At 45.2% G+C, this 24,017-nt stretch carries 23 protein-coding genes; 8 read left to right on the plus strand and 15 right to left on the minus strand.

Annotation, left to right across the window (positions count from 1 at the left end):
- Positions 1–3: 3 nt before the first annotated feature.
- From GXP69_RS08910 to GXP69_RS08920, 3 genes are all read right to left on the minus strand, one after another.
- A complete protein-coding gene (locus GXP69_RS08910) occupies positions 4–1,380 on the minus strand; it encodes an NAD(P)/FAD-dependent oxidoreductase (RefSeq protein WP_163914522.1) in 1,377 nt (458 codons plus the stop codon).
- A gap of 99 nt (positions 1,381–1,479) precedes the next feature.
- Positions 1,480–1,725 (minus strand): hypothetical protein, encoded by a 246-nt coding sequence (locus GXP69_RS08915; RefSeq protein WP_163914524.1) that lies wholly within the window; start codon positions 1,723–1,725, stop codon positions 1,480–1,482.
- 20 nt (positions 1,726–1,745) lie between these two features.
- A complete protein-coding gene (locus GXP69_RS08920; protein WP_163914526.1) occupies positions 1,746–2,402 on the minus strand; it encodes a hypothetical protein in 657 nt (218 codons plus the stop codon).
- Between the two features lie 146 nt (positions 2,403–2,548).
- Here GXP69_RS08920 and GXP69_RS08925 point away from each other — a divergent pair, with 146 nt between their 5' ends.
- From GXP69_RS08925 to GXP69_RS08935, 3 genes are all read left to right on the plus strand, one after another.
- Positions 2,549–3,244, plus strand: coding sequence for a hypothetical protein (locus GXP69_RS08925; RefSeq protein WP_204281966.1), 696 nt, complete (start codon positions 2,549–2,551; stop codon positions 3,242–3,244).
- Between the two features lie 74 nt (positions 3,245–3,318).
- Positions 3,319–3,867, plus strand: a complete 549-nt coding sequence (locus tag GXP69_RS08930) for a hypothetical protein (RefSeq protein ID WP_163914528.1) — start codon at positions 3,319–3,321, stop codon at positions 3,865–3,867.
- A 165-nt stretch (positions 3,868–4,032) separates the two neighbouring features.
- Positions 4,033–4,614, plus strand: a complete 582-nt coding sequence (locus tag GXP69_RS08935; protein WP_163914530.1) for an SRPBCC family protein — start codon at positions 4,033–4,035, stop codon at positions 4,612–4,614.
- Positions 4,615–5,165: 551 nt separating this feature from the next.
- Here the strand turns inward: GXP69_RS08935 and dapA are convergent.
- The 7 genes from dapA to GXP69_RS08970 form a co-directional block, all read right to left on the minus strand.
- On the minus strand, positions 5,166–6,035 hold the full coding sequence (gene dapA, locus GXP69_RS08940) for a 4-hydroxy-tetrahydrodipicolinate synthase (RefSeq protein WP_163914532.1): 870 nt from the start codon (positions 6,033–6,035) through the stop codon (positions 5,166–5,168).
- Positions 6,036–6,152: 117 nt separating this feature from the next.
- Positions 6,153–7,163, minus strand: a complete 1,011-nt coding sequence (locus GXP69_RS08945) for an alpha/beta hydrolase (RefSeq protein ID WP_163914534.1) — start codon at positions 7,161–7,163, stop codon at positions 6,153–6,155.
- Positions 7,164–7,360: 197 nt separating this feature from the next.
- Positions 7,361–8,098, minus strand: a complete 738-nt coding sequence (locus GXP69_RS08950; RefSeq protein WP_163914536.1) for a LytR/AlgR family response regulator transcription factor — start codon at positions 8,096–8,098, stop codon at positions 7,361–7,363.
- Positions 8,095–9,150: a sensor histidine kinase gene (locus tag GXP69_RS08955; RefSeq protein WP_163914538.1), complete on the minus strand. Its 1,056-nt coding sequence runs from the start codon at positions 9,148–9,150 to the stop codon at positions 8,095–8,097. The genes GXP69_RS08950 and GXP69_RS08955 overlap by 4 nt, the downstream gene beginning before the upstream one ends.
- A gap of 375 nt (positions 9,151–9,525) precedes the next feature.
- Positions 9,526–11,535, minus strand: a complete 2,010-nt coding sequence (gene ligA, locus GXP69_RS08960) for an NAD-dependent DNA ligase LigA (RefSeq protein WP_163914540.1) — start codon at positions 11,533–11,535, stop codon at positions 9,526–9,528.
- A 1,021-nt stretch (positions 11,536–12,556) separates the two neighbouring features.
- Entirely contained in the window at positions 12,557–13,051 is a 495-nt protein-coding gene (locus tag GXP69_RS08965; RefSeq protein WP_163914542.1) for a DUF4920 domain-containing protein, read from the minus strand.
- 91 nt (positions 13,052–13,142) lie between these two features.
- Entirely contained in the window at positions 13,143–13,718 is a 576-nt protein-coding gene (locus tag GXP69_RS08970) for a hypothetical protein (RefSeq protein ID WP_163914544.1), read from the minus strand.
- Positions 13,719–13,926: 208 nt separating this feature from the next.
- Between GXP69_RS08970 and GXP69_RS08975 the strand changes: the two genes are divergently transcribed.
- A complete protein-coding gene (locus tag GXP69_RS08975) occupies positions 13,927–14,553 on the plus strand; it encodes a cytochrome c oxidase subunit 3 (RefSeq protein WP_163914546.1) in 627 nt (208 codons plus the stop codon).
- Between the two features lie 2 nt (positions 14,554–14,555).
- On the opposite strand, the gene GXP69_RS08980 is transcribed toward GXP69_RS08975, so the two are convergent.
- Positions 14,556–17,096, minus strand: a complete 2,541-nt coding sequence (locus GXP69_RS08980; protein ID WP_163914548.1) for a gliding motility-associated C-terminal domain-containing protein — start codon at positions 17,094–17,096, stop codon at positions 14,556–14,558.
- Between the two features lie 126 nt (positions 17,097–17,222).
- Entirely contained in the window at positions 17,223–17,810 is a 588-nt protein-coding gene (locus GXP69_RS08985) for a hypothetical protein (protein ID WP_163914549.1), read from the minus strand.
- A gap of 168 nt (positions 17,811–17,978) precedes the next feature.
- Here GXP69_RS08985 and GXP69_RS08990 point away from each other — a divergent pair, with 168 nt between their 5' ends.
- Positions 17,979–18,440: a hypothetical protein gene (locus GXP69_RS08990; RefSeq protein WP_163914552.1), complete on the plus strand. Its 462-nt coding sequence runs from the start codon at positions 17,979–17,981 to the stop codon at positions 18,438–18,440.
- Between the two features lie 98 nt (positions 18,441–18,538).
- Here GXP69_RS08990 and GXP69_RS08995 read toward each other — a convergent pair whose 3' ends face one another.
- The 3 genes from GXP69_RS08995 to GXP69_RS09005 all read right to left on the minus strand — a co-directional run bounded on the left by GXP69_RS08995 (position 18,539) and on the right by GXP69_RS09005 (position 20,649).
- Positions 18,539–18,970, minus strand: a complete 432-nt coding sequence (locus tag GXP69_RS08995; protein WP_163914554.1) for a DUF2147 domain-containing protein — start codon at positions 18,968–18,970, stop codon at positions 18,539–18,541.
- Positions 18,971–19,632: 662 nt separating this feature from the next.
- Positions 19,633–20,004, minus strand: a complete 372-nt coding sequence (locus GXP69_RS09000; protein ID WP_163914556.1) for a hypothetical protein — start codon at positions 20,002–20,004, stop codon at positions 19,633–19,635.
- A 69-nt stretch (positions 20,005–20,073) separates the two neighbouring features.
- The gene (locus GXP69_RS09005) at positions 20,074–20,649 is read right to left on the minus strand and encodes a C40 family peptidase (protein ID WP_163914558.1); all 576 of its coding nucleotides are present in this window, start codon (positions 20,647–20,649) and stop codon (positions 20,074–20,076) included.
- A 241-nt stretch (positions 20,650–20,890) separates the two neighbouring features.
- Here GXP69_RS09005 and GXP69_RS09010 point away from each other — a divergent pair, with 241 nt between their 5' ends.
- From GXP69_RS09010 to GXP69_RS09020, 3 genes are all read left to right on the plus strand, one after another.
- Positions 20,891–21,283 (plus strand): hypothetical protein, encoded by a 393-nt coding sequence (locus tag GXP69_RS09010; protein WP_163914560.1) that lies wholly within the window; start codon positions 20,891–20,893, stop codon positions 21,281–21,283.
- A gap of 79 nt (positions 21,284–21,362) precedes the next feature.
- Positions 21,363–23,168, plus strand: a complete 1,806-nt coding sequence (locus GXP69_RS09015) for a M61 family metallopeptidase (protein WP_235925634.1) — start codon at positions 21,363–21,365, stop codon at positions 23,166–23,168.
- A 384-nt stretch (positions 23,169–23,552) separates the two neighbouring features.
- Positions 23,553–24,017, plus strand: a complete 465-nt coding sequence (locus GXP69_RS09020; RefSeq protein ID WP_163914562.1) for a hypothetical protein — start codon at positions 23,553–23,555, stop codon at positions 24,015–24,017.

The following is a 24,017-nucleotide window of genomic DNA, read 5'->3' on the forward strand; positions in this document are numbered from 1 at the left end:
GGTTTAGCAGTTGTCTGCTTTCTCAGAAAAGAGTGAGAAGCGTTGGCGTAAATTCCACCAGGAGTGTTGCTTAACTGGCGCCTGCCGATCCGGGAACTGCTGGTAATACTGCTGCAATAGTACCGGTTCGTAGTGCTGGAAAAATTCGGAATCGAAATTAACGGCGGTGAGTTCCTGCATTACCTGATGGATGGTATAGTTCTGCTGCAGCCAATGATGGCAAAGGTCATGGCGGTAGCGTACGCCCAATAAATTAATGCCTTTCAAAAGACCGGTTTCGCGCTCATAAAATAGGCGGATGCATTTGGTTTTGGCGGCATGCTCCCAGTATAGTGAGCCATAATTCTGCTCATCCCAGTCGTGCGGCACAAAGCCATAGGTCTGGTACTCGATGTTCAGGAATTTTGCGGAGTTGAACCACGGCCCCCGGTTGTAAGGTTTGCTACTGCCACATAAATTAGCTGCCAGTACTTCGCCATGCTGTCTTGCCGTATACCATAGTTGTTCCAGAGCCGGCTGGCCAGGGGCAGGATCCTTAAACTGGGCACAATCCCCGATGGCATATACGTCTTCTATATTGGTCCGGAAAAAGTAATCGACCAGAATGCCTTTATCCAGCTCAAGGCCAGTGTTTTTCAGGAAATCTATAGTTGGTTTAACGCCGGTAGCAACGCCTGCAAACTGGCAGGGAATTACTTTGCCACTCTGAGTTTTTGCAGCGCTTACCCGGCCGGTATCATCTCCTGTTAACTCTGCCAGTTCTTCCTGCAATTGTAGCGTAATGCCACAGTTTTGAATATGTTGTGTTACCAGTTCGGCCTCTGCTACAGGTAAATTGCTGCGCCAGTACAGGTTGTCGCGCACGAGCATACTTACAGCTATGCCTTTACTTTGCAGCATTTCGGCCATTTCTATCCCGATCAAGCCACCGCCAACTATAACCGCTTGTTTTATGCCTTGTGTCTGTTGCTGCATCAGTTCAAGGTCCTGCATTGTAATCAGTGACTGCACGCCTTTCAGGTGCTGGCCCTCCCAGTTATAGTATACTGCCGATGATCCGGTTGCCAGTACCAGCACATCGTACCTGAATGAACCATTCTGGCGCAGTTGCAGGGTTTTGGAAGCAAAGTCTATCGTTTGTACATAATCCTGCAGCTGTGTTATCTGTTGCTCTTTCCAGTACCAGTCCGGGTAAGGGGTAATATCCTGGCGGCGCATGTGACCCATGTATACGTACATCAGAGCCGGTCGGGAGAAATGGGTTGCCGATTCAGCAGAGATAATGGTAATGCGGCTGGCAGAGCGGGCACGAAGGCGCTGTGCCAGTGTTATTCCGGCAATTCCGTTTCCGATCACAACTACGTGTTTTTCTGCCTGCATATAAGCTTACTGTTTTCTCAAAGATAGCCAAAATGCGCAAAGGGATGCATAAAAAAGACCGGCCCTGAGACCGGTCTTTTTTATAGTTTACATTTATAGTTAGTGGCTTCCGGCGCTGCTACCAATATCATTGCCGCCGTCCTGCACGTCAGCGCTTCCGCGGCCGCCACTCTTCTGCGATGGCGCTCCACCGGCCTTGCCTTTCATCAGCTGGTCGTTGTTTACCTGCTGTTTTTGCCCTGTTGGGTTAATGTTGGGTACTTTATTACCCTCGTTCACCGTTTTGTTCAGGTTCTCGTTCTTCAGTCTGTCTTTATTCTTATCGTTTTTATTGTCAGTACTCATAATTTTAAGATTTAAGTGAATTAATACCGATCGTAGTCGTTTCTACGTTCGTGGTCAAAGTTGTGGCCCGGGTGCGCGCTGCCCTGTTCAGGATGGTGGTCGTAATATTTTTGATAATTGCGCAGACTACCAGTTAAAGGATTGTAATGTCTGTTCCGGGTCTCCCAGTCGGCATTGTAGTCGCCATCATATCCGTAGCTCAGCGAGCCGGCCATGTTGCCATAGTTCTCTTCGGGCCCGCGGCTATAGTATGGATCAGGGCGATAGTCTGAATCAAAATTGCCGCCTATACTGGTAGATCGGTTATACCTTTCCCGGTCGTTATCGTGCAGGCTTCGTTGCCGGCTCTGGTACTCGTTGTCTCGGTTCTGGCTCCAGTTTCCGCTGTCTCTCATACGATCCTTGTTCCAGTTCTGGCCACGGTTGCTGCTATAGTTGTCGTTGGCGTAGTAGCCCGAATTATCGTTACTGCGGTACTGCCGGTTATAAGAACGGTCATCGCTGTATCGGCGGTCCCGGTTGCTGAAACCATCATATGTTGTTTCGTTGCGGTCTCTGCTTTCATTATCAAAACGGTAAGCGCCTCTGTACATATCTTCGTCTGCTTCCCGATGGTGCCTACCATAGCGGTTGTGCTCATCGGAGTGGCCTCCGAAATACCAAAAGTTTCCTTCCATAGCTTTTATATTATAGTTATTAATACCTGTTATAACGGGTAAAAAATGCCTACGGTTAAAGAATCTGGAATACAATCGCCTGAAATCGTTTTAATCCAAACTCGAATTGGTGCCGTAAAACAAAGCAAACATTTTTATCTATAGCTATGAGAAACAGACAAGAAAACGACAACAGACGCAATTATTCAGATACCGAACCACGTTGGCTGCATAGCCATCACCATGGGCAAAGCTCAGAACGCGGCAACTATACCGTAGACTCACATTTTAACCGCGGACGAGGCGAATACGACACCGATTACCTCGACGACAGCTCATTTAACTCGAATGCAGACCAGAACTATAGTTATCCGGAAGGGCGCTTTCAGGCGGGAGGCGCGCAGTATATGGGCAAAGACTTTACCCGAAACAGCCGAAGCTCCGACGATAACCTGTATGGCATGACCTATACGCCGCGCAACCGGTACAACTCCGGTCGCCATTATGATTCCAGAGCAGATTACAGCAATTCAAACTATAGCGATTTCAGGAGACACGAGGAGCCGCGTAACCGGTATAGCCTGGCTGATGAGCGCTTTGGGCACGATGTATCGCGCGGCAACCGCAGAGACGACTACATGGGCCATTCATCAAGAGGAGATATAGAATCTTACAGAAGATACGAGCAGTTTGACCCACGCTACGACAATGATTACCGTGGTGGATTTGGCAGCCGTAACTATACCGAAGGTGCGAGCCACTATGGTGAAGACAGCTATTATAGCAACTTAGACCGCTGGCGCGCCGAGCAGGAGCGAAGCGAAAGCAGCAGTCGCAACCGGGGCCGCAGCAGAAACAGATAATTTTAACATAACCTGAGCCGGATCTAGTACAGCTTGTGCCTGAGCCGGCTTTTTAACTATAAGCCTATAAAGCAATGAGAGAAAGAGATAACAGAAATTACGGAAGCTATAACGACCGCTACAGAAGCAGTGACAACGATAACCGAAACGAACGGAATAACTTCGATAGAAGGCAAGATTACGACGAGCGCGGAAGCCGTTACCGGATGGAGCAAGACCAGAATTACCGTCAGCGCGGCAATTACCAGGGCACTCAGGAAGATTACTACAATCAGATGTACGATATCAGTAATTACTCCGGGGCGGTGCGCGACGATGATTACGGATTACCACATGGCTCTGAAAATGAACTGATGAGCATAAAGCCAATGCCGTTGCAGGAAGGACCTTATTATGGCAGACGCCGGTATAACTATAATTTAGGCTATAATCCTAATTTTGATAACCCAGAGGAAGGCGACATGTACCGTGATTTTGACAGTCGTGGCAACCATGGCTACCGCCACGACGCATCGTATGGCAACGTGGATGAATTCCGGGATTTTGGAAACGACCACTATGGCAGCTACGACCGAACAAACCGGGCTGACTATGAGGAAGATGACAGATATGACCGCTATTAAGGCACCAAATTGTAACCTTCGCGTATAACTGACTGTACATTAGTAGAGAATTTCCATCTGAAAAAGGCCGCAGCATCTGTTGCGGCTTTTTTATTTGCCCTGTGCGGTGGTTTGTATATGCTTAAAATAAATATATTTGGATATACTCACTAACACCCTAAACACATGAAACTGCTGAAATCAATTGGAATAAGCCTGCTTGGGCTGGTTCTGCTACTGGCTTTGGGCTCTTTACTTATTTCGTCGAAGCTAAAAGTGGAGCGCAGCATAGAAGTAGCCGCCCCTGCCGATGCCGCTTTTGACCAGGTAAATACACTCCGTAACTGGGAGCGCTGGTCGCCGTGGCATGGCATTGACCAGCACATGATCCTGACGTATAGCGGCCCGGACGGTGGGGCGGGAGCAAGCTATAACTGGTTCAGCAAGCACCCGGATGTAGGCGACGGAGAGTTTAAGATCATCAAAACGGAACCTTTTAAGATGATAAATGCTGAAATGAAATTCGGACCGGAACAACATCCGGCAAACACAACCTATACTTTCGATGAGACCGCTAAGGGCACCCGCATTACCTGGGTATTGGAATCGGATATGGGCATGAACCCGGTATACAAATACTTTGGCTTCTTTTTCCTGGATAAGATGGTAGGAGCAGATTTTGAACGCGGCCTAAGCAACATGAAGCAGATACTGGAGGCCCAACCAGTTGGGCAGCAGGAGGATTCTCATGCCGGGCATAACCACTAAACTATAGTTGTTTTTGATTTATAGTTGACTTTGTACATCACATAGCCCTCGCTCGCGTCCCGCTGATGTAGGTTACTTGTGGCGTCTCGTCACTTTGCTCAGCTATAGTTGATGTACAGTTTTTGGTTCAATATATGGCATCTTACGCTCGATTGGATTTGCAACCCAGAAGTATACACCATAAGGGTTAGTAATCCGATATAGTAATGGCAATAGCTGCTGGCATGTAGCCGGATTACAACTTCGAAACAGTAGGACAAACTATAGTTTTAGGGGCCGGAGTCCGCTTGTAACACACACTCGCGGGACGCGAGCGAGGGCAGGGGCTTTAACTATAGTTGGAGCAAAGTAGGAAAAGAAAGCTGCGAAAGTCTAATCATAGTTTCATAGTTGGCAGGGGAGGGAACGCAAAGTATTGCGTCTCTACATTAACTCTTGAAAATCCTTTAATCCTGCAAATTCTTGGGGTAGGAGCCGTATTTCAAAATTCAGACTATAACAAAAAAGCCAGGTTTATCGCCTGGCTTTTTTGTTATAGTTGTAACTATAGTTTAGATCAGTTTATACAGTCTGTCGCGGAGGCCGGCAGAGGCCTCTACTAATGGCAGACGAACGGCGGCTTCGCAAACTCCGAAACGCTCCAGCAGTACCTTCACGCCAACCGGATTGCCTTCTTCGTACATCAATGGGTTAATGTCAACAAAGTCGTAAAGTAATTTGCTTGCTTGTGCAGCTTCGCCATTCAGGCTGTGGCGGATCATGTTGCTGAATTTCTCAGGAAAAGCGTTTGCCAGAACAGAGATTACACCAACAGCACCAACCGAGATCATCGGGATTGTCAGCAGGTCATCACCGGAAATCAGCATAAAGTCGGCTGGTTTGTGTTTGGCAATATACATGCACTGCTCCAGGTTACCTGATGCTTCTTTGATAGCCACAATGTTCGGGTGGGCAGCCAGTTTTATAGTTGTTTCTCCGGTTACGTTGCTGCCTGTGCGGCCCGGCACGTTATAAAGTATAACCGGAACCGGGGATGCATCAGCAATAGCCACATAATGCTGGTAAATACCCTGCTGCGATGGCTTGTTATAGTACGGGCTCACCGAAAGAATCGCATCAATACCATTCAGATCGGTAGTTGCAAAACTATTTAGCAGTTCCTGGGTATTGTTGCCGCCAAGGCCGTAAACCAATGGTACGCGCCCGTTTACGTGTTGTTTTATAGTTTGCAGTATCTGTTTCTTTTCTTCGGCAGTAGTAGTAACCGACTCAGCAGTAGTACCATTAATTACCAGGTAATCTACGCCGCCATCCAGCACAAAGTCCAGCAGCTTTTTCAGGCCGTTATAGTCTACAGCCAGGTCTTTTGTAAAAGGCGTTACCAAGGCCACGCCCGTTCCTTTTATTCTTTCCTGAATCATCAATATAAAATATGAGCTACGAAGTTCTGATTATGTATTGGTTTGTGCAAATTTTTTGGTTTGTATAACTGTTTGTCATGCGCCGGTTGTGGCGGCTTCACTTTACTTATCTGCCTTTCATATCTGCGTTATACTATAAAATTCTTTCGCTATTTCATTATATAATTCAGTTCTATCCTTTTCATTGAGCGGTCCTGGTATGCAGTGTAGCATACCTTTCATTTCTTTATATATAGTTGGAACGTTCGCATCAGTTAATTTCTTTGCGTAATCCTTTCCGGTATCTTTTAAAGGATCAAATTCGCTGGTAATTACAAAGGCGGGAGGCAAATTTGATAAACTGGCTGCATAGTATGGCATGGCTAACGGGTTAGTATAATCAGCCTTGTTTGGCAAATAACTTTCTACGCCAAATAGCATCTCATTTTCCTGTAAATAATATCCGTTCTTAAACTTCTGATAAGCGTCTGTTTCGAAAGGCATATAGGTAACCGGGCAGTCTAAAAGCTGATATTTGATATTTGTTAAATTTTCCTCCCTGGCTTTTATTGCAACTGTAGTTGCAAAAGTTGCGCCTGCACTTTCGCCAGCCACGATTATCTGATCAGGGTTTCCTTCCCACTTTTCTATATTTTGTATAGTCCAAAGTAATGTAGCATAGCAATCGTTGTTGGGTGTAGGAAAAGGGTGTTCTGGGGCGACTCTGTAATCAACACCGACTACAACTGCATTAAACGTACGGGCAAGGCGAGTGGCATACGTTACAGACATATTTGTCCAGGGTAAAACAAATGCCCCTCCATGATAATAGACAATTACCGGGCTGTTTTTAGGTAAATTTTGTGGTTTAAAAACATATACTGTCAGGCTATCCTGGGTAATTTTAAGAGTATCAACATTTAGACCTGTCGTATTGAAAGGCAAAGCATCTATAAAATGACTACGCTCCTGAACTGTCATTTTTTTAAGTGACTCTACCTGTTCATGATTGTTACCTATTAACATCAAAAATAAAGCCTGACCCCAATCCAGACGCCCTTCAGGTTGGAATGTCAAAGAGTAGATATAGCCAGAGAAAATTAGAACGGCAGTCAGTATAAAAGCGAAAATATATTTAAAAATTTTCATGGTCTAGGGCTTTTTAGTTGTGTACTGAATGTTAAGAGGTAAGCTTTACTAGGATGCAAGTAGCTAGTGTATAAATGAAAGCCTATTCGGTTAACCTGCATTATGGCCGTAGCTGCTATATATACATCTGTCTAACCTCCTATTGGCGCGAGCACACAACAAGAGCCAACTAGTCATTACTCATTTCTAACTACTAATTACATAATATTATTCTCTTCCACCCACTTCAGGAAATGATCTTTATAGACTTCGCCAATCGGAATTTCTTTGTTGCCGATGCGGATACGGCTTTTCTCGATGCTATCGATCTTTTGCAGGGAAACGATGAAGGAACGGTGCACGCGCAGGAACTTGGAATCCGGCAGTTTCTCCATCATCTTGTTCATTGATAGCAGCGTGATGATCTTCTGGTCTTTTGTCTGGATGATCACATAATCTTTCAGGCCTTCTATCCAGAGAATGTCTTTAAAATCGACGCGGATGGTTTTATAGTCAGCCTTCACGAACATAAACTCCTGCTCGGGGACAGCGGCAGTGTGCGTAACTATAGTTTGCTCGGCCTGTTTCGGGTGGCGCTGCTGCATGCGTTCCTGTGCCTTTGTTACCGCTTTCAGGAAACGGTCGAAGGGGATAGGCTTGAGCAGGTAATCAACGGCATCATGGTTAAAGCCTTCCATGGCATACTCGGGGTAGGCAGTGGTAAAGATCACCAGCGGCTGGTTTTTCAGGATGTTCAGGAATTGTATACCAGTCAGTTCAGGCATTTCGATGTCCAGAAACATGAGGTCTATCTGTTCCTGTTGCAGCACCTGCATGGCCTCTGTGGCGCTGGAGCAGGTTTTAACCAGTTCGAGGTAGGGGAGTTTGCCGATGTAGCTTTCCAGGATGTCCAGGGCAAGTGGTTCGTCGTCTACGGCAATGCAGCGGATGTTCATAGTTTAGGTGTGTTAGAGTGAAAGTACAGTTTCATGGTTGCATAAAATACGCCATCCTTTTCTTCGGAGCTGAGGTTATGGCGGTTAGGGTAAAGCAGGCGCAGGCGCTGGCGCAGGTTCTGCAGCCCAATGCCGCCAAAATCACGTTTTTTATGGTTACTGATGTTGTTTACTGTGCTGAAAAGCAGATATTTATCGCTCACGATCAGGTTAATCAGTATCCCGATCTCGTTTTTACTGACAAGGCCATGTTTAAAGGCATTCTCTACCAGCGTCATCATCAGCATCGGGGCAATCTGTTTGCCTTCAATATCGCCTTCAATGTTAAATTGAATACTGGTGTGTTCGCGCAGGCGCAGGCGCTGTAGGTCTATAAAATTATGGATGTGCTCAACCTCTTTCTGCAGGCTAACCAGCGTATCGTTACTTTCATAGAGCATGTAGCGCATCAGCAGCGAGAGCTTCATAATGGCATCCGGCGTTTCCGGAGACTGCTTATAGGCCAGCGAGTAAATGTTGTTCAGGGTGTTAAACAAAAAGTGCGGGTTTACTTGTGATTTCAGGAAGGCCAGCTCAGCTACCAGTTTCTGGTTTTCCAGTTCTTTGTTGCGCCGCTCGTTCCGGATATAGTTGCCAGTCACTTTAAGCCCCGAACTGATAAAAACCAATACCAATCCGCCCAGGCCATACTCCAGCAACCGGTCTGATGTGTAAACTGACTTCATCGTTGGGTTTAGATCCCCGAACACGTAATAATCGATAGGAGACTTTACGAGCCCATAAACCATTAATAGCGCCAGCACATTGGCAATGTAAAGCATAATGTGGTTGCGGGCGAGGTACTTGGGTATCAGGTAATACCAGTTGGCATAGAAAATAAGCAGCCAGAAGGTGAGGCCCATGACCACATAAAGTACCCTGTGCGTGGTTAACGACTGGCTGCCATTAATGTAGTATAGTACCCAAACACCAAATGCCACCCATACCAGCGCATGTATCGCTATTTTGTAGCGTTTTTTCAGGTTTGTATCCGGATACAGGAAAACAGACATGGGTGGGTGCGCTGGTTTAGTTATTCTATGGGTCAGGAATTAAAGATAATTAAAATTAATAAACCATTTGTATAAGCCGGCAACGGCTCTACCAAAACGCCATATTTTACGACCTAACCAGAGAAGTTAAGGATGAATAGGCTAAAGCTTAGAGAAGGCACACAAAGAGTTATAAACTGCTTAAAATTAGCTTTTGTCTATACTTTTGGGGTGTTGGTATAATGTATTTTGAAGAGATAAAAATGTTAATTTAATTGATGTACATGTTGCCTGAGGAGTTACTGCAGAATGGCTCCGGCAAAGCTCATGTAAAAGAATGTTTGTTGTTTGTTTTAGTAAGGAGCGCCACCTGTTTTACAGACGGCGCTCCTTTATTTATTGCACCATCTTCAGGAATTCGTCCTCTGAAAGAATCGTAATTCCCAGTTTTGTGGCTTTCTCCAGCTTGGCGGGGCCCATTTTATCTCCGGCTACCAGGTAATTTAGTTTTGCAGAGATAGAACTTACCACTTTGCCGCCATGGCTAACTATAAGTTGCTGTAATTCATCGCGGCTCATGGTTGCAAAAACGCCTGAGATCACGAACGTTTTGCCTTCCAATTTATCGCTCTGCATTTCAGGAGCTACTTTCTCTGATTTAAATTTGAGACCAGCAGCCTGCAGGCGCTCCAGCAACACAATGTGGTCCGGATCAGCGAAATATTCTTTTATAGAGTTGGCAATTCGCTCACCAATCTCATTTACAGCGATCAGTTCTTCAAACGTAGCGCCGCGCAGCGCAGCCATATCCGTAAAATGGTCGGCTAGTTTCTGAGCCACGGTGCTCCCCACAAACCGTATTCCCAACGCGAAAAGCACACGATCAAACGGTGTTTCTTTCGATTTTGTCAGGCTGTTCAGAATGTTATTGGCAGATTTCTCGCCCATACGCTCCAGCGTTACCAGTTGCTCAAACTGCAGGTCGTACAGGTCAGCTACGTTGCGTACATAACCGGCCTTGTATAGTTGCTCCAGCGTTTTTGGACCCAGTTCGTCCACGTTCATGGCTTTGCGGGTGATAAAGTGCTCCAGTTTGGCCAGTATCTGTGGTTCACAGCCTTTCTCATTCGGGCAGTAAAAGTTGGCTTCACCTTCCAGGCGCACCAATGGTGTGTTGCAGGCAGGGCAGTGCGTAGGATAAACGATAGGCTCGCAATTTTCTGATCGTTTCTCAAAATCAACTCCCGTAATTTTAGGAATGATTTCGCCGCCTTTTTCTACAAATACCGTATCGCCGAGGCGCAGGTCCAGGCGCTGGATCTCGTTGGCATTGTGTACCGATGCACGTTTTACTACCGTACCGGCCAGCAGCACAGGCTCCAGCAACGCAACCGGTGTAACTGCCCCGGTACGGCCAACCTGGTACTGAATGCCGGTTAGTTTGGTAGCTGCGCTCATAGCTGGGTATTTATAAGCTATTGCCCAGCGCGGACTCTTGGCCGTAAAGCCCAGTTCTTCCTGAAGCGCATAGCTGTTTACCTTTACTACTACACCGTCGGTGGCAATAGGCAGTTCATGGCGCTTGGTTTCCCACTCGTTTATGTACTCCAGCACCTTATCAATAGAGCTGCATTTGCGCCAGGTGTCAGATACTTTGAAGCCCCACTTCTGTATGGCCTCCAGGCTCTCAGAATGTGTCTCGAAAGGTTGCGCCGAACTATGGAAACTATAGGAAAAGCAACCCAGTTTACGGCTGGCTACGATACTGGAGTCTTGTTGCTTGAGCGTGCCCGATGCCGCATTGCGCGGGTTTGCCAATAGTTGTTCACCTGCTTCCTCGCGCTCCTGGTTTAGCTGCTCAAACACCTGTAAGGGTAAAAATACCTCACCACGCACCTCAAACAACTCCGGAAAGTCCTGCCCATGCGCCTGTAGCGGAATATCACGGATGGTGCGTACGTTGCTTGTAATATCGTCACCGCGGGTACCATCGCCGCGTGTTGCACCCTGCACCAGTATACCATTCTCGTACGTCAGGCTGATCGCTACACCGTCAAATTTCTGCTCGCATACATATTCCACCTCATGTCCGATGGCTTTTCGCACACGGTTGTCGAACTCACGCAGGTCGGCTTCGGAGTAGGTATTGCTCAATGAGAGCATCGGGTAGCGGTGAAAAACTGTTTTAAAACTCTTTGTAATGGTTCCGCCCACACGCTGCGTAGGGGAGTTTGGGAGTCTCAGCTCCGGAAACTGGTCTTCGAGTTCCTGCAGGCGTTTCAGCATCATGTCGAATTCAAAATCCGGTACTTCAGAGATGCTGTTCTGGTAATACTGGTAGTTCAGGTAATTTATGCGTTCGGTCAGCTGCTTTACTTCTGCGGCTACGTCGTGTGGTGTTGTCATAGGTAGGGTTTATACTTCACGTAAAAATATCTAAAAGCGGGGTAGCGAGCAATATGAATTATAATCGATTGTCTTAACGTTTGCTGATAGGCTGATTTGGTAATTATAGCTTTAACAGACCAGTTTGACTCATCCTATAGTTTGACTTATTATCATGTCGAGCGCTAGTCGAGATATCTTATGTGTCCTATAGTTTTTTTGTCATGTTGAGCGTCAGTCGAGACATCTTATATGTTCTATAGTCAACTCTAGTTGCAACTGGACACAAGCAGTTAATTCCATAGCTACCACTTATCCTGGGAGCTTTACTCACCTATCGTTTTATAGTTGGCTTTGGTGCGCTCACGGCCGCGAGGCCCCGTCTTCGGGCATCGCGCGGCTGCCTTCTTGCTATCCTCCTGCGTCGGATTGCCTGGCGGCACCGCAACAAGTCAAAGGCGCTCAACCCAAAGACTGAGATCGCTCGATAGCTATAGTTTATCTATAGTTTGATAGGCTATAGTTCTGAAGCCTTTCGTAGTCGTAGTTCCATGGGGCAGGCTGCGCCTGCCTATTCATGGTCTGTAATTATAGACCGAGTTAAAATTATAGAACTATAGTTATAACTATAACTATAGCCGAAATTCCCCTCTCGGGAGGGGCAGGGGCAGGATGGATTAATTAGCAACTATAGCTCAGACTATAGTAGTAGCAGAAATTGTCCCCCTTCGAAGGGGGGAGGGGGATGACTAACTGTGACTATAGAACTTCAGCTCAAGCTATAGCACCGTCAGATATTGTCCCCTTGGGGACAAGGGAGAACGGGAGTTCGAAACTTGCGAGCGTAGTCAACAGGGGTGTTGCGACAGCAACTATAGAACTATATCCCCAAACTATAGCAAGGCTCCAGTTTTACACAAGAAGGTGATTTGGAGTAGTTGGAACAACCTTAGCTCTGAAGTATTGCGTTTTTTAACAGAGCAGATACAAAAAAAGCCACCGGGTGGTGGCTTATATTTGAGACGGTAGCTATAGTTTAGAGTTACTGAAGCTTAACTCCATCTGCTACAAAACGAAGCTCTTCTCTTGGCTCTGTAATGGCAGCTATTTCTTCAGCTGATTTGCCGGCATCTTCGGCATAATGGCGCTGGTCATCTACGGATATTACTTCACGCTTGGCTGTGCCTGTAAATACTACGGTTTTGCCCTTCAGGTCTTCTACCGGTAAAAAGAAACCATAGTCGCGGAAGGTAACTTTCATGGTGCTGTTATCAGCCAGCCTCACATCCATCCAGCATCCTTTCGACTGGCAGCTTTCCACGATCTCTGCAGTTACGGTGGCGCTTACTGAGTCTGTGGCAGCTACTGCATCCTGTAGTTGCGTTACTGATATAACATTTTCTGCATCAAAGCTGGCGCCGTATACATTGGCTTCTGTAGCTTGCGTAGCGCTTTGCTCGGAGGTAGTGTTTTGTTGCTGGTTGCAGCTTACAAACAGCAAACCACATAATACAGCTGTAAAAAAGGTTCTGATCATAGTATAGTTGTATAGTGTGGTGTAAATATAGTAAAATATATAAGGAATACTATGGCCGTTCTGTTAAGACATAAAGTCAGTTGCCTGATTTTCAGGGTTGCTCTACCCAGCGGGCATTGTTGATGTTAATGAGCAGCCTACCTGTTAATACCGGAAGGTAGCGTGCAGGTACGCTTGCCTCAAAGCTGTCCAGCATCAGCTCAAAGTTAGTACCGAAGCTCATGGTATTCTTATCGGTCGCAAACACTACAGGTATTTTCAGTTGGTTGGTGTTGCCCTGTAATGTTATAGTGGTGCGCTGGTTCTGGGGCTCACCAAAAGTGCGTGTACTGCTTATCATGTCTTTCGGCACATCAATTAAAAAGTCCAGCTCCGGAAGCCTGGCCCCATATAAAACATCATAGGCCATGTTGGACGGAATTGTATCGTTAAGAGGGCGAAGCGAATTGATGAGCACGCTGCATTCCAGTTGTTCTGTACTCCGGTTATAGCGTACCAACAGCTCATGTGACTGGAACTCATAACGCCCGCCGGGGCTCTCCAATACTACCGTAATTATGTTTTTACCAGTAAAAGGCTGGCTTGTCTGGGCGTTTATAGTTGCAGTGCTGCCGAGCAACAAAAGCAGGCAGGCTAACAGTACTTGTTGTAGAATTTTTGCATACATAGAATTATAGTTTACCTACCTCTATAACGCATGAGCCCAGGCTATGTTAAAAGCACCTTTCCGGTTTTTATATCCGACGTAAACAGTTTGCCCTAAAACTATATTTATCTGGTACATGCAAAACAAACCTGCATACGTATAGGTATATAAATCAGCATTGTTTCAGGTGCGTTAAGCCAGGCAATAGCCGCTTATAGTTTGTATTTAAATGGACTCAGATAAAAAGAACAAAGTAGGACAGAAGCAGCTTTCTGCGTTCCGGCAGATTGAGCGAATGCACCCGATCCGGATGCTGCTTTTCCTGAGTATGTTCGGGATCGGCATTTTATTCCTGGTGTTACTGATTGCTTTTGTTCGCACCGGTGGTTTTGGCCCGGAGTTAGAGCAACTACCAAAGTTCTTTAGTGTCAGTACCGTTTTGCTGCTTTTCAGCAGTTATACTATAAGCCGTGTGCCGGGCATTTATAAAAGGGACAAGCTTAAAAAAATGACCCGCTACCTGGGAGCGACCTTGGGGCTGGGGCTGTTTTTTATAGCAGCACAGTTAATGGGTTGGCGTGAGTTAAGTGCTGCAGGTATCACATTCAACAGTAAAGCAGCCGGCACATACCTTTATCTCATTTCGGCGCTTCATATTCTGCACCTGGTCGGAGGTATTATTTTCCTTTCTTTTCTTTTTATCAAAACGGCTCACATGGCAACGGATAGTGTCCGCACGCTCATCTTTATCCGCGATCCGTACCGCAGACTACAGCTTGCCATGATGTGCAGCTACTGGCACTTCCTCGATTTTATGTGGCTTGGCTTGTACCTGATCTTTTTGTTTATGTTCTGACCTTAGCGCACCAGCGTTACGCTGCCTTTGTACTGTGTGCTTCCAAAATCAATTACATAAAAGTAAACGCCTGCGGTTGCTCCTGAGCCATCCCATCTGAAGTTGCTCTGTGTACTTTGATACATCTTCTGGCCCCAGCGGTTAAAAATCTTAATGTCAGCAAAACGAGCTGAACAGAAATCTTCAGGCAAGTCAGGGATATAAAAATAGTCATTGAGGCCATCGCCGTTTGGTGTAAAAATGTTTGCGGGTGTAAAGTCCTGTAGAATGGGTACCCGCACTTTAAATTCTATAGTTAGAACTGGCGGAGCAGCAGGGTTGCAAGCATCTTCTTTTAAGAAGAAATCAACTCTCAATATACCTCTATCTGCAGCCAGGCACGTTGCCAGCATTTTAAACGTACCGATTGCTTTGCCATTACCCGGCGTGGTGGAAAACTCCATACTATAGTCTGCCAGGTTAAAGCCATCGCCTATTGCCTCTAACACCAGCGGATCAAGGTCCTGATCTTCACCTGTAAAGTTAACCTCAAAGATTTTGTTCAGGTCCAGCTCATATAGCATCGGCGCTTTATCCGAAGTGAGGACAGGAGCATTGTTGGGAGCAGTTATCCGCAGCTCAACTGTAAGGGTCTGATCCGGCGACGGGTTGCATGCACTTTCTTTTAATGTAAAGGTTATCCGTTTAATGCGCTCCTCTTCTGAATAGCATGCTGCAGTCCACTTAAACTTGCCTGTTGCGTTGCCGGCTCCGCTTGTACTTGTAAATTCCATGCCGTCAGCTGCCAGGTCAAAGCCATTGCCTGCCGCACTTAATGCAAGTGTATGCCCATCTATATCTTTCCCTAAAATATCCAGCTCTATTGTTTGGCCTTTAACCAGGTTTATCATCTGGCTGGCTGGGTTTATAGTTATAGTTGGCAGGTTGTTGGTTCTGTCTGGCCGCACTTCTATAGTTTCGGTGCGGGTAATATTATTGCCGCAAAAAAGAGACATAACCGTAAACTCGATTTTGTAAGATTCTGCTGAGAGAGCATTACAGTCTATCTGCCAGGCAAAGTTGCTGGTTGTATTGCCGGTGCCGGAGCTGTTCTGGAAGTTTATACTTTGCGATGCCAGATCAAAGCCAATTCCTCGTGCAGTTACCGAAACTACCTGCCCATCTGTATCAGCGCCCAGTACATCAAAATTAAGCACATCACCGAGGCTAACGTTAAACTGCCTTTCTCTGGTGCTCAGGTCTATAGTTGGGGGTGCATCCGGTATAGGTTCCATTCTGAAACTGAGTCGTATCGTATCCTGCTTCGGAAGGCTGCACCCATCGTCTTGCACCACCAGGTCCAGCCGGTAAGTACCTCCTTTTGTGGAGAAGCAAGGGTCGAAGCAGATTGTAGCTCTAAGTGTATCGGAAGCAGTGGTGCCTCGGTTAATAACGCCCTGTCGGGTACCGTTAATTGTAAAGGAAGAGACGGGGAAATTTACAGGAATAGCTTTTAAAGAGATGAATTCGTTCAGGTCCGGGTCTGTAAAAAGTACCTCCAGGCAACGGCTTCCGGTAGAGGCTAACTGCAACACCTCATTTTCTTTGTAAAACGGTTTTTTACCCTGTTCGCGCACCATTACCTGAGGCGCAGCGTTTTTAGGACACTCAAGCACCATCACCTGAAAATCGCGACGTACTTCGCCTATCTTTACGCCCTTCCTGAACTCCTGCACCCGAACACCAAAAACAAACAGGCCTTTCTGGCTGGGGCGCATGGTTAGCCTGCCAGTGTTCCTCTCAATCTGGATAGGCGGATTGCCCATAATCTGGTTAGCGGTATTGTACCCCGGGCGCCAGTTTATAGTTGGGTAAGGGGCTGGGTAAGGCAAAATATGGGCATAGCCTGCTACGCCATAGGCAGGCATACTGGTATTGGTATAACCATTAAGTGGCGTTACCATGTCATATACAAGCGAGTCTCCATCCGCATCGCTGCCACTGAAATCGAAATAAAAAAGCTCGTTTACGCAGGCATAATCGCTGAGCGGCGGGAAAAGCCTTGGCGAAGAATTACGGAAGGTGGCATTGTTACGTCGGACAGCCGGAAATTCCATGTAAAAAGTTTGCGCAGCGCTTTCCGGAGACACGATGTTATTGATCGTATAGTTGCGGCAGCAGCGCTCCCAGGTTACATAGTAGCCTTCCGGGTTAATGAAAATAGTTGGGGAGAGGGTAATCAGGGCACTGTAAACAATTTTGCTGGTTTTTAACTGTCCAATGGTGCAATCTATATTAGTATAAGGCACATTGGTTCTGGAACTGGCAGCCATAGACAGACCCATAATCCAGCGGTTTGTCCCTTTCTCAAAAATATTAACTCTGATGGAAGGATCGTATGCGCCAGGTTCGCCATTGATATCATCAAAGTACAGGTTCAGAATAAGCCTATAGTTGTTTTCGCTTTGGTGTTGCAGTTCAAATTCGCCGCCAACTATGTGGGTAGCTTGCGCTGCAGGTACAGCCAACAGTAACAGGAGCAGTATTAGTAATTTGTGTTTCATGCGTACGAATCTGGTAAGGCACAACAAAAAAATTACACAACTGCAGTTCTAAAGGCTGAATTGGAACAGTGCTATAAAATTGCAGGATATTACAATTTAGGGATATCTATAAGCTCTATTACGAGATTACAATATTTCAGTTGACTGAAATAGCGCCTTGAGTAATTCAGGGAAAGGAAGGGGCGCGCTGAAGTGTGGATCGGCTATGCTGTTGCGCATGATACGGATATAGCCGGGCGTACCGTTTATGCGTATAAAGTCGAGAATAATGTTACCATACAACTGGTTACAGTGGCCGGTGCCAGGTACGTCCTGAGGTTTGGGAGTGAGGTAATATGTTTCGGTAATTTGCTTGAGATCTCCGTGATTTTGTGAAAGCGAATGGGCACTACGCAGGCAGTAACCCAACATCTCGGTTCTATCTTTCAGGTAATCGAGCAAGTAAGAAAAGTGAACAGAATTTATAGTTGGTTCATTCAGGATAATTCCCTCGCGGTTTTCTTCCTTAATCAGCGTTATGCGGTCAGACTCTTTTAGGCCGGCTTTTGAGTAATGATAGGCCTGGTAGCTTGCTGTTAAAAAAACAGCGAAGTACTCTTGTTCCAGCCATTCTCGATACCGTGTCTGGTATTGCTCCGAACGCTTTAGTTCTCTGCATTTTGATTTACTGCCAAACAGGCTTAACAAACGTTTCAAAATTCCGTTTAACGACATTTAGTATTTAAAACCTGAAGAAATAAAATCTCCCGATTACTTTAGTACCTTATGCATTGCATTTAGAAAATGCTTAATCTCAATTATTGATTATACAACCTTGATTAAATGCTTGCACTTTATTAACAGGGCAGGCACAAGATGGTTTAAACTTATACTTTTACGATAATGGTTGCACAGGAATTAGAACTTAAAAAGCGGCTGCTACAAGAGTGTACAAAGCTGCTTAACACCCAGATACAGGCCGCTAAAGATGCCATGGACGATGCCCAGGAAAGTGCCAACGAACATCAGGGTGCTATAGAAGATAAATTTGAGTCGTTTAGGGAAGCCTGCCAGATACAACGCGATATGTATGCCCGGCAACTGGATGAACTGATCACAACAATGAGCGTGCTGAAGCGCATAAACGCTACCAAAGAAAACAAAGAAGTGGCTTTTGGTGCGGTAGTACATACCAATCTGCAGAACTACTTTATCGGGGTGAGCCTTGGGCAGCTAGAAATGGAGGGGGAAACCTACTATGCCATTTCGGGCATGTCGCCGGTATTTAAAGCTATGGCAGGAAAAGCAGCAGGAGATACCTTTGAGTTCAGGGGGCAGGAATATAAAATTGAACAGGTTTTTTAAATGAAACTATAACCTTTTAAGCCAAACTGAAGTTAAAAATAGTGGTAAAGGGTTAAAAAGAAAGGCTGGCATTAACTGCCAGCCTTTTATTTTGCATTTTATTTTATGCGTGTCCAGGTTTGTGTTCGGCCAATCAGCGATATCCCGATGTAGCCTTTCACTTCCATTTTATCTTTGCCGATCATCTTCATGTAGCAGGAGTAGGTCTTGCCGCTTTCCGGATCGTAGATCGTGCCATCATCCCACTTATTGTGGCTGTCGTATGCAAAGCCATTCATAAACTCAAGTCCTGCCAGCGGGCGATTACGTAAACTTTTGTCTGGGTTCTTTTCGTCTACCTTAGGTTTACCATTTCGGAGGGGCTCTTTTAGCGTTACAATTTTACCGCATAGCTTATCGCCACATTTATAGATCTCGAAGCGGGCTTTTCCGTCTTCGTTTGTCCAGATGCCAACCGGAGACAGCGATTGCGCCCATGCATAGGTGCTTAGCAGCATAAGTACAGCCAGAGCAAGCAAGTGTTTTTTCATGATCAGTTAGTTGTTTGTTAAGTTAAGTTACTAAAAATAAGAAAAAATATTTATAATGATATAGGGCAGGCTCCGGATTCCTGTTAAAAATTCAGGAGTGTCTCTGTCTGCTTTAGCATACCCTTGCAAACCTTGTGCCTGTTTCCTGTATTGGTTTACCTAATTAAATTGAATACTATTCTGTATTTGGTTGTAGGACAGTGGTTTATAGTTTAAATAGGCTTGCATGGCAATTCCAGGGCTTATTCAGCGAAATAATAACTATAGTATCAGCCTGAATAATAAAATAAAATTGTACAACCCTTGTGAACTTAAAAGCGTTATTTTAACTTTATTAAACTGTAAGTAGCGAGTGCTGCGGCTCTGGTCTGATAGCTAAACTCAATTTAGATGGAAGCTCAGGGTTTTATGTCGGACTTTAGAGAAAGGAGGTACAAATGTCTAATCCCAAACAAGTTTTAACGAGCCTTAGTAATAACATTCACCTAAACCGTGAATTGGCTTCGTAAACGGGATCTGCTGTTTGCACAGCTAATATTATGAAAGGTCTTCGGATGGTAACCTGAACAACAGGAGCCGCTCGTTAAGATTTTTTAGGATTCTGGAACACCTGGTGTAACTTGACGGGCTACATCAGGTGTTTCTTTTTTATACCAATGCCATTACAGATCGTCTTTATAGATGCTGTTGTTGCGGAGCCTGCGCTCCTTTATAAACGAACTGATAAACACACCCACAGCCACCATACAGCTTAGCCCCATTAGCAGTAAAAGCATATGCCGGGTATCCCAGTCTTCGCCAGCGGCATTTAATCTAGATATGACTACTATAGCTGCCAGTAAAGTTAGGGCGGTTACGGTGTGCGTTACAAACCTGTTGTGCTTACGCAGATGGTAGGTACAAGCCAGCAGCATAGTTCCCAGGCCTGGCGCCACCAGGGCTACAGCCGGCTGGGCAGGATGAATAAAAAAAACTATAAGACCTGCTACTATCAAAATAACCGCATTTATTGAATTGATGACGTATGGGTGCATAAAAAAAGGTTTTTCTGGTACACCTTTGTACGCGAAAAACCTTTATTGTTTTAGAGTGTGGCTTAGCTATTACAGCACCCTTCTTATTTGCAGGTACCTGTCATCATAACGTGTGCCCTGCACTTTGCTTATTTTAACCCCACCGTTAGAGGAAGAATGTACAAACGAAATCGTATCGCCCGGCTCCGAAATTACAATACCCACGTGGCCCGGAGTGCGGTCAGTAGCATTGGTGCCAGTAAAAATAACCAGGTCGCCCGGAGCTGCCTCATTTTTGGGCACGTTTACACCTTCATCGGCCTGCATTTCGGATGAGTGCGGTAAAGAAACTGCGTATTTATCAAATACATGGGTTATAAAACCGGAGCAATCGAAACCATCTGGGGTAGTACCGGCATATTTATAAGGCGACCCCATTAAGCTTAAGGCATAGTTAATGATGGGTTGAGCAGCCGCTGCATTTTCCCGGTTATCAGGCATAGAAACCCAGCGGGATTCTTTTTGAGGCTGAGTTGTAGTTGTGTGCACCACATGAAAGGTTTCTGTAGCAGTGTTATTTTGTTGCGGGTATAACTTAACGCCTGCAGCTAATAACACAGCAAGTAGCAATAGCGGGGACAAAAATAATATCAGGTTCTTCTTCATAGTCAGATTCTTAAGCGTTTAAAAGAGGGGCCAATTTCATGCCAGAAACAGAAAACTATAGATTTTGCTTTCGCATATCCTATCTTACTGTTTACCTGCCTTATTAGCTAGTTCACCACCTTTTACTTGTAGCCTTCAACAAATGCCTACATTTTTAAACTTTATTATGAATAAATGTTATAATTTTAACAAAAGGTATTTAGCAAACAATATAATGGAGCTCTATAGTTCAGAAACTGTTATGGTGAGCTTGCCAGATAGCGGGGAGTGGGTAAATGTGGTATGTACAAAAGCCCCTGATCTGGAAAGCTTTAAGGAAGGGCTCTTGAAAGCACTGGAATATATCCGTGAGCAACCAGTATATACGTGGCTACTAGACCTTAGAGCCATTGAAGGCCTTGGTGAAAGAGAAGAGACCTGGGTGCAGGTACAGTTTTTCCCACAGCTAATGATGCTGGGACATGAGCATTACTTTGCTATAGTTGTGTCAGAGTCGTGTTATCAGGATCTGCTGCAGGATGTAGGCATTTACGGGCTTAAAAGCTATAATTCTTTTATAATCATTAATACTTTCTGTCATGTTGCCGATGCGGAACTATGGCTGCGTAACCAGCGCCTGAGCGAAGTTAGTTGACAGTGCCTGTTAAGTTCGGATTTTGAAAAAAAGCATTATTGTTGTAACATGCTTGGTAAACAAAATCTAAACCTAACGCATGTTTTCAAAACCTAATCAATTAAAATCCTTTCTTTTATTATTCATGTTTATGCTGGCGGGCGCTGCTTCGCCGGCAGTTGCAGCCGAGCTGAAGTACACGCTCGAAATGCCCGAACCACATACGCATTACTTCGAGGTAAGCATATCGCTGGACGGCGCACGTAAAAATTACATCGACTTTACCATGCCTGTGTGGGCACCCGGCTCATACCTGGTGCGAGAATTCTCTAAAAATGTGGAGGGCTTTGCAGCAACCGATGGCTCAGGCAATGCGCTCCGCTCCGAAAAGATCGACAAAAATACCTGGCGTGTGCACAGTAAAAGAGCTGCCGCCGTACGTGTGAAATACAAAGTTTACGCTTACGAGCTAACTGTCCGGACAAGTTACCTGGATGCCTCGCATGGTTATGTAAATGGTACAAGCATGTTTATGTACCCTGAAGGATACGAGAAGCAGGCCGGTACGCTTACTGTTGTACCACATAAAAGCTTCAGTAAGGTTGCAACCGGCTTAAAGGAAACCAGCAAGTTTACATATACATTCCCCAACTATGATATTCTGGCTGATTCGCCGCTTGAGATCGGAAACCACGAAGTGTATACTTTTGAAGTAAACGGGGTGCCGCACGAGGTAGCAATGTATGGCGACGGTAACTATGAGCCGGAACGCCTGATGGCTGATATGAAACGTGTTGCAGAAGAAAGCGTGAAGATTATGGGTGAATTGCCGATAGATCGCTACGTATTTATTGTACATAACCTGCAGCGTGGAGGCGGAGGCCTGGAACACCTGAATTCTACAACATTGCAAACAAGCCGCTTTAACTATGGTACAGAGAGCGGATATACCGGGTTTCTGAGCCTGGTTGCCCATGAATATTTTCACCTCTGGAATGTAAAGCGTCTGCGCCCGGCCCCTCTTGGTCCGTTTAACTATAACCAGGAAAACTATACAACACTACTTTGGGTATCAGAGGGCATAACAAGCTACTACGATGACCTGATTACGCGACGAGCCGGCATTATGTCGGAACAGCGTTACCTGGATGTGATTGCTGGCAGCATCAGCTCAGTAGAAAATGCTCCGGGTAATAAAGTACAGTCAATTGCAGAATCTAGCTTTGATGCCTGGATTAAATACTACCGCCAGAATGAGAACTCTCCGAATGCTGAGGTATCTTACTATACCAAAGGTGGCGTGTTGGGGCAACTACTGAACCTGGAGATTATGAAGAATACGAATGGCGAGAAAAGCCTGGATGATGTGTTCCGGAATATGTACGAACGCTATTACAAGCAACTGAACCGTGGCTTTACTGAAAAAGAGTTTCAGGCAGCTGTTGAACAGGTAGCAGGTAAAAAGATGGACGCCTTTTTTGCAGATTACGTGCACGGCACCAAAACTCCGGACTATAACAACTACTTTAGTGCAGCCGGCTTGCAGCTCGTAAACCTGAACCAGGGTGCACAAACCGGAAGTTGGGGTGCTACAACCCTATTTAATGATGGCCGACTAACTATAACAGGAGTAACGCGCGGCAGCAGCGCCTATGCGTCTGGCCTGAATGTAAAGGACGAAATCATTGCAATTAACGGCTACCGCCTGGGCAACGACATTGACCGTTATGTTGGCGGTCTGAAGCCCGGTGATGAGATAGAGGTATTAATTTCGAGAGATGGGCTGTTACAATTGATTCCGGTAAAGGTATTGCAGGATAACCGTGCTAGGTACAAACTGGAAAAGGTAAAGAACCCAACCGCTCAGCAAACCAAAATCTACAATAAATGGCTTGGTGTAAATTAAGGGTTAACGCCTAATTATACTAAAACATGGCAAATGAGAAGTGCTGCTTTAAGGAGTAGTACTTCTCATTTTTATTTTCATTATTTAGGATTGTGTTTTTTCAGGTAATCGGAAGTGGTTTGTAATATAGGAAGTTGCTAATAACTGCAAATCTATAGTTATGCTGCAGTATACTACATAATTAAGTTGCAACTATAGTTGCATGTTGTGAAAGTAATAGTTGTGTAATTTAAACCAGCTTTTATAAAAGTTTACTTTTATAGATATTGTATTTATAACATATAGTGTTAACTGTATTCTTAATCAAATGCAATTCTAAATTTTGCAATTATGAAATTATTCTATATATTTCGTGCAAATTCTAGAAACTTAGCACCTGGTGGTATGGTAGTATATTCTACAACCCATTCCGACATCATTTATAACTCCACTGAGGAGATTTTATATGTGAACTGGAAACAAAGGCCCAGCAATAATGCCTTTATTGAAACCTACTTGCAGGGCCTTGAATTTGTGCAGGATCAGGTGCCGGTTAACTTGTATTGTACCGATCTTTCTCAGCTAGGCCCACTGGAACGTGAACAGGAAGCATGGCTAAACAACGTTTTCTATAGTAAGCTATACGATGTGCTTCAAACGAATATTTATGTTGGCGTCGTTTTTTCAGAGAATCACTTTAAAGCTATCGTTACCAACTATACCGCTACCGAGGCTACGGCACATCATCATTATGTTCACTTTAATTATTTTACCGATAGGGAAGAAGCTATTTTCTGGCTCGAGAGCGTAAAAAAAGGCCGGGACAATAACCTTATCCCAACCCAAATGCTTAGTAAAAGTACAACGTAA

The sequence above is a fragment of the Pontibacter burrus genome (assembly GCF_010686685.1).
In the GTDB taxonomy this organism is placed as follows: domain Bacteria; phylum Bacteroidota; class Bacteroidia; order Cytophagales; family Hymenobacteraceae; genus Pontibacter; species Pontibacter burrus.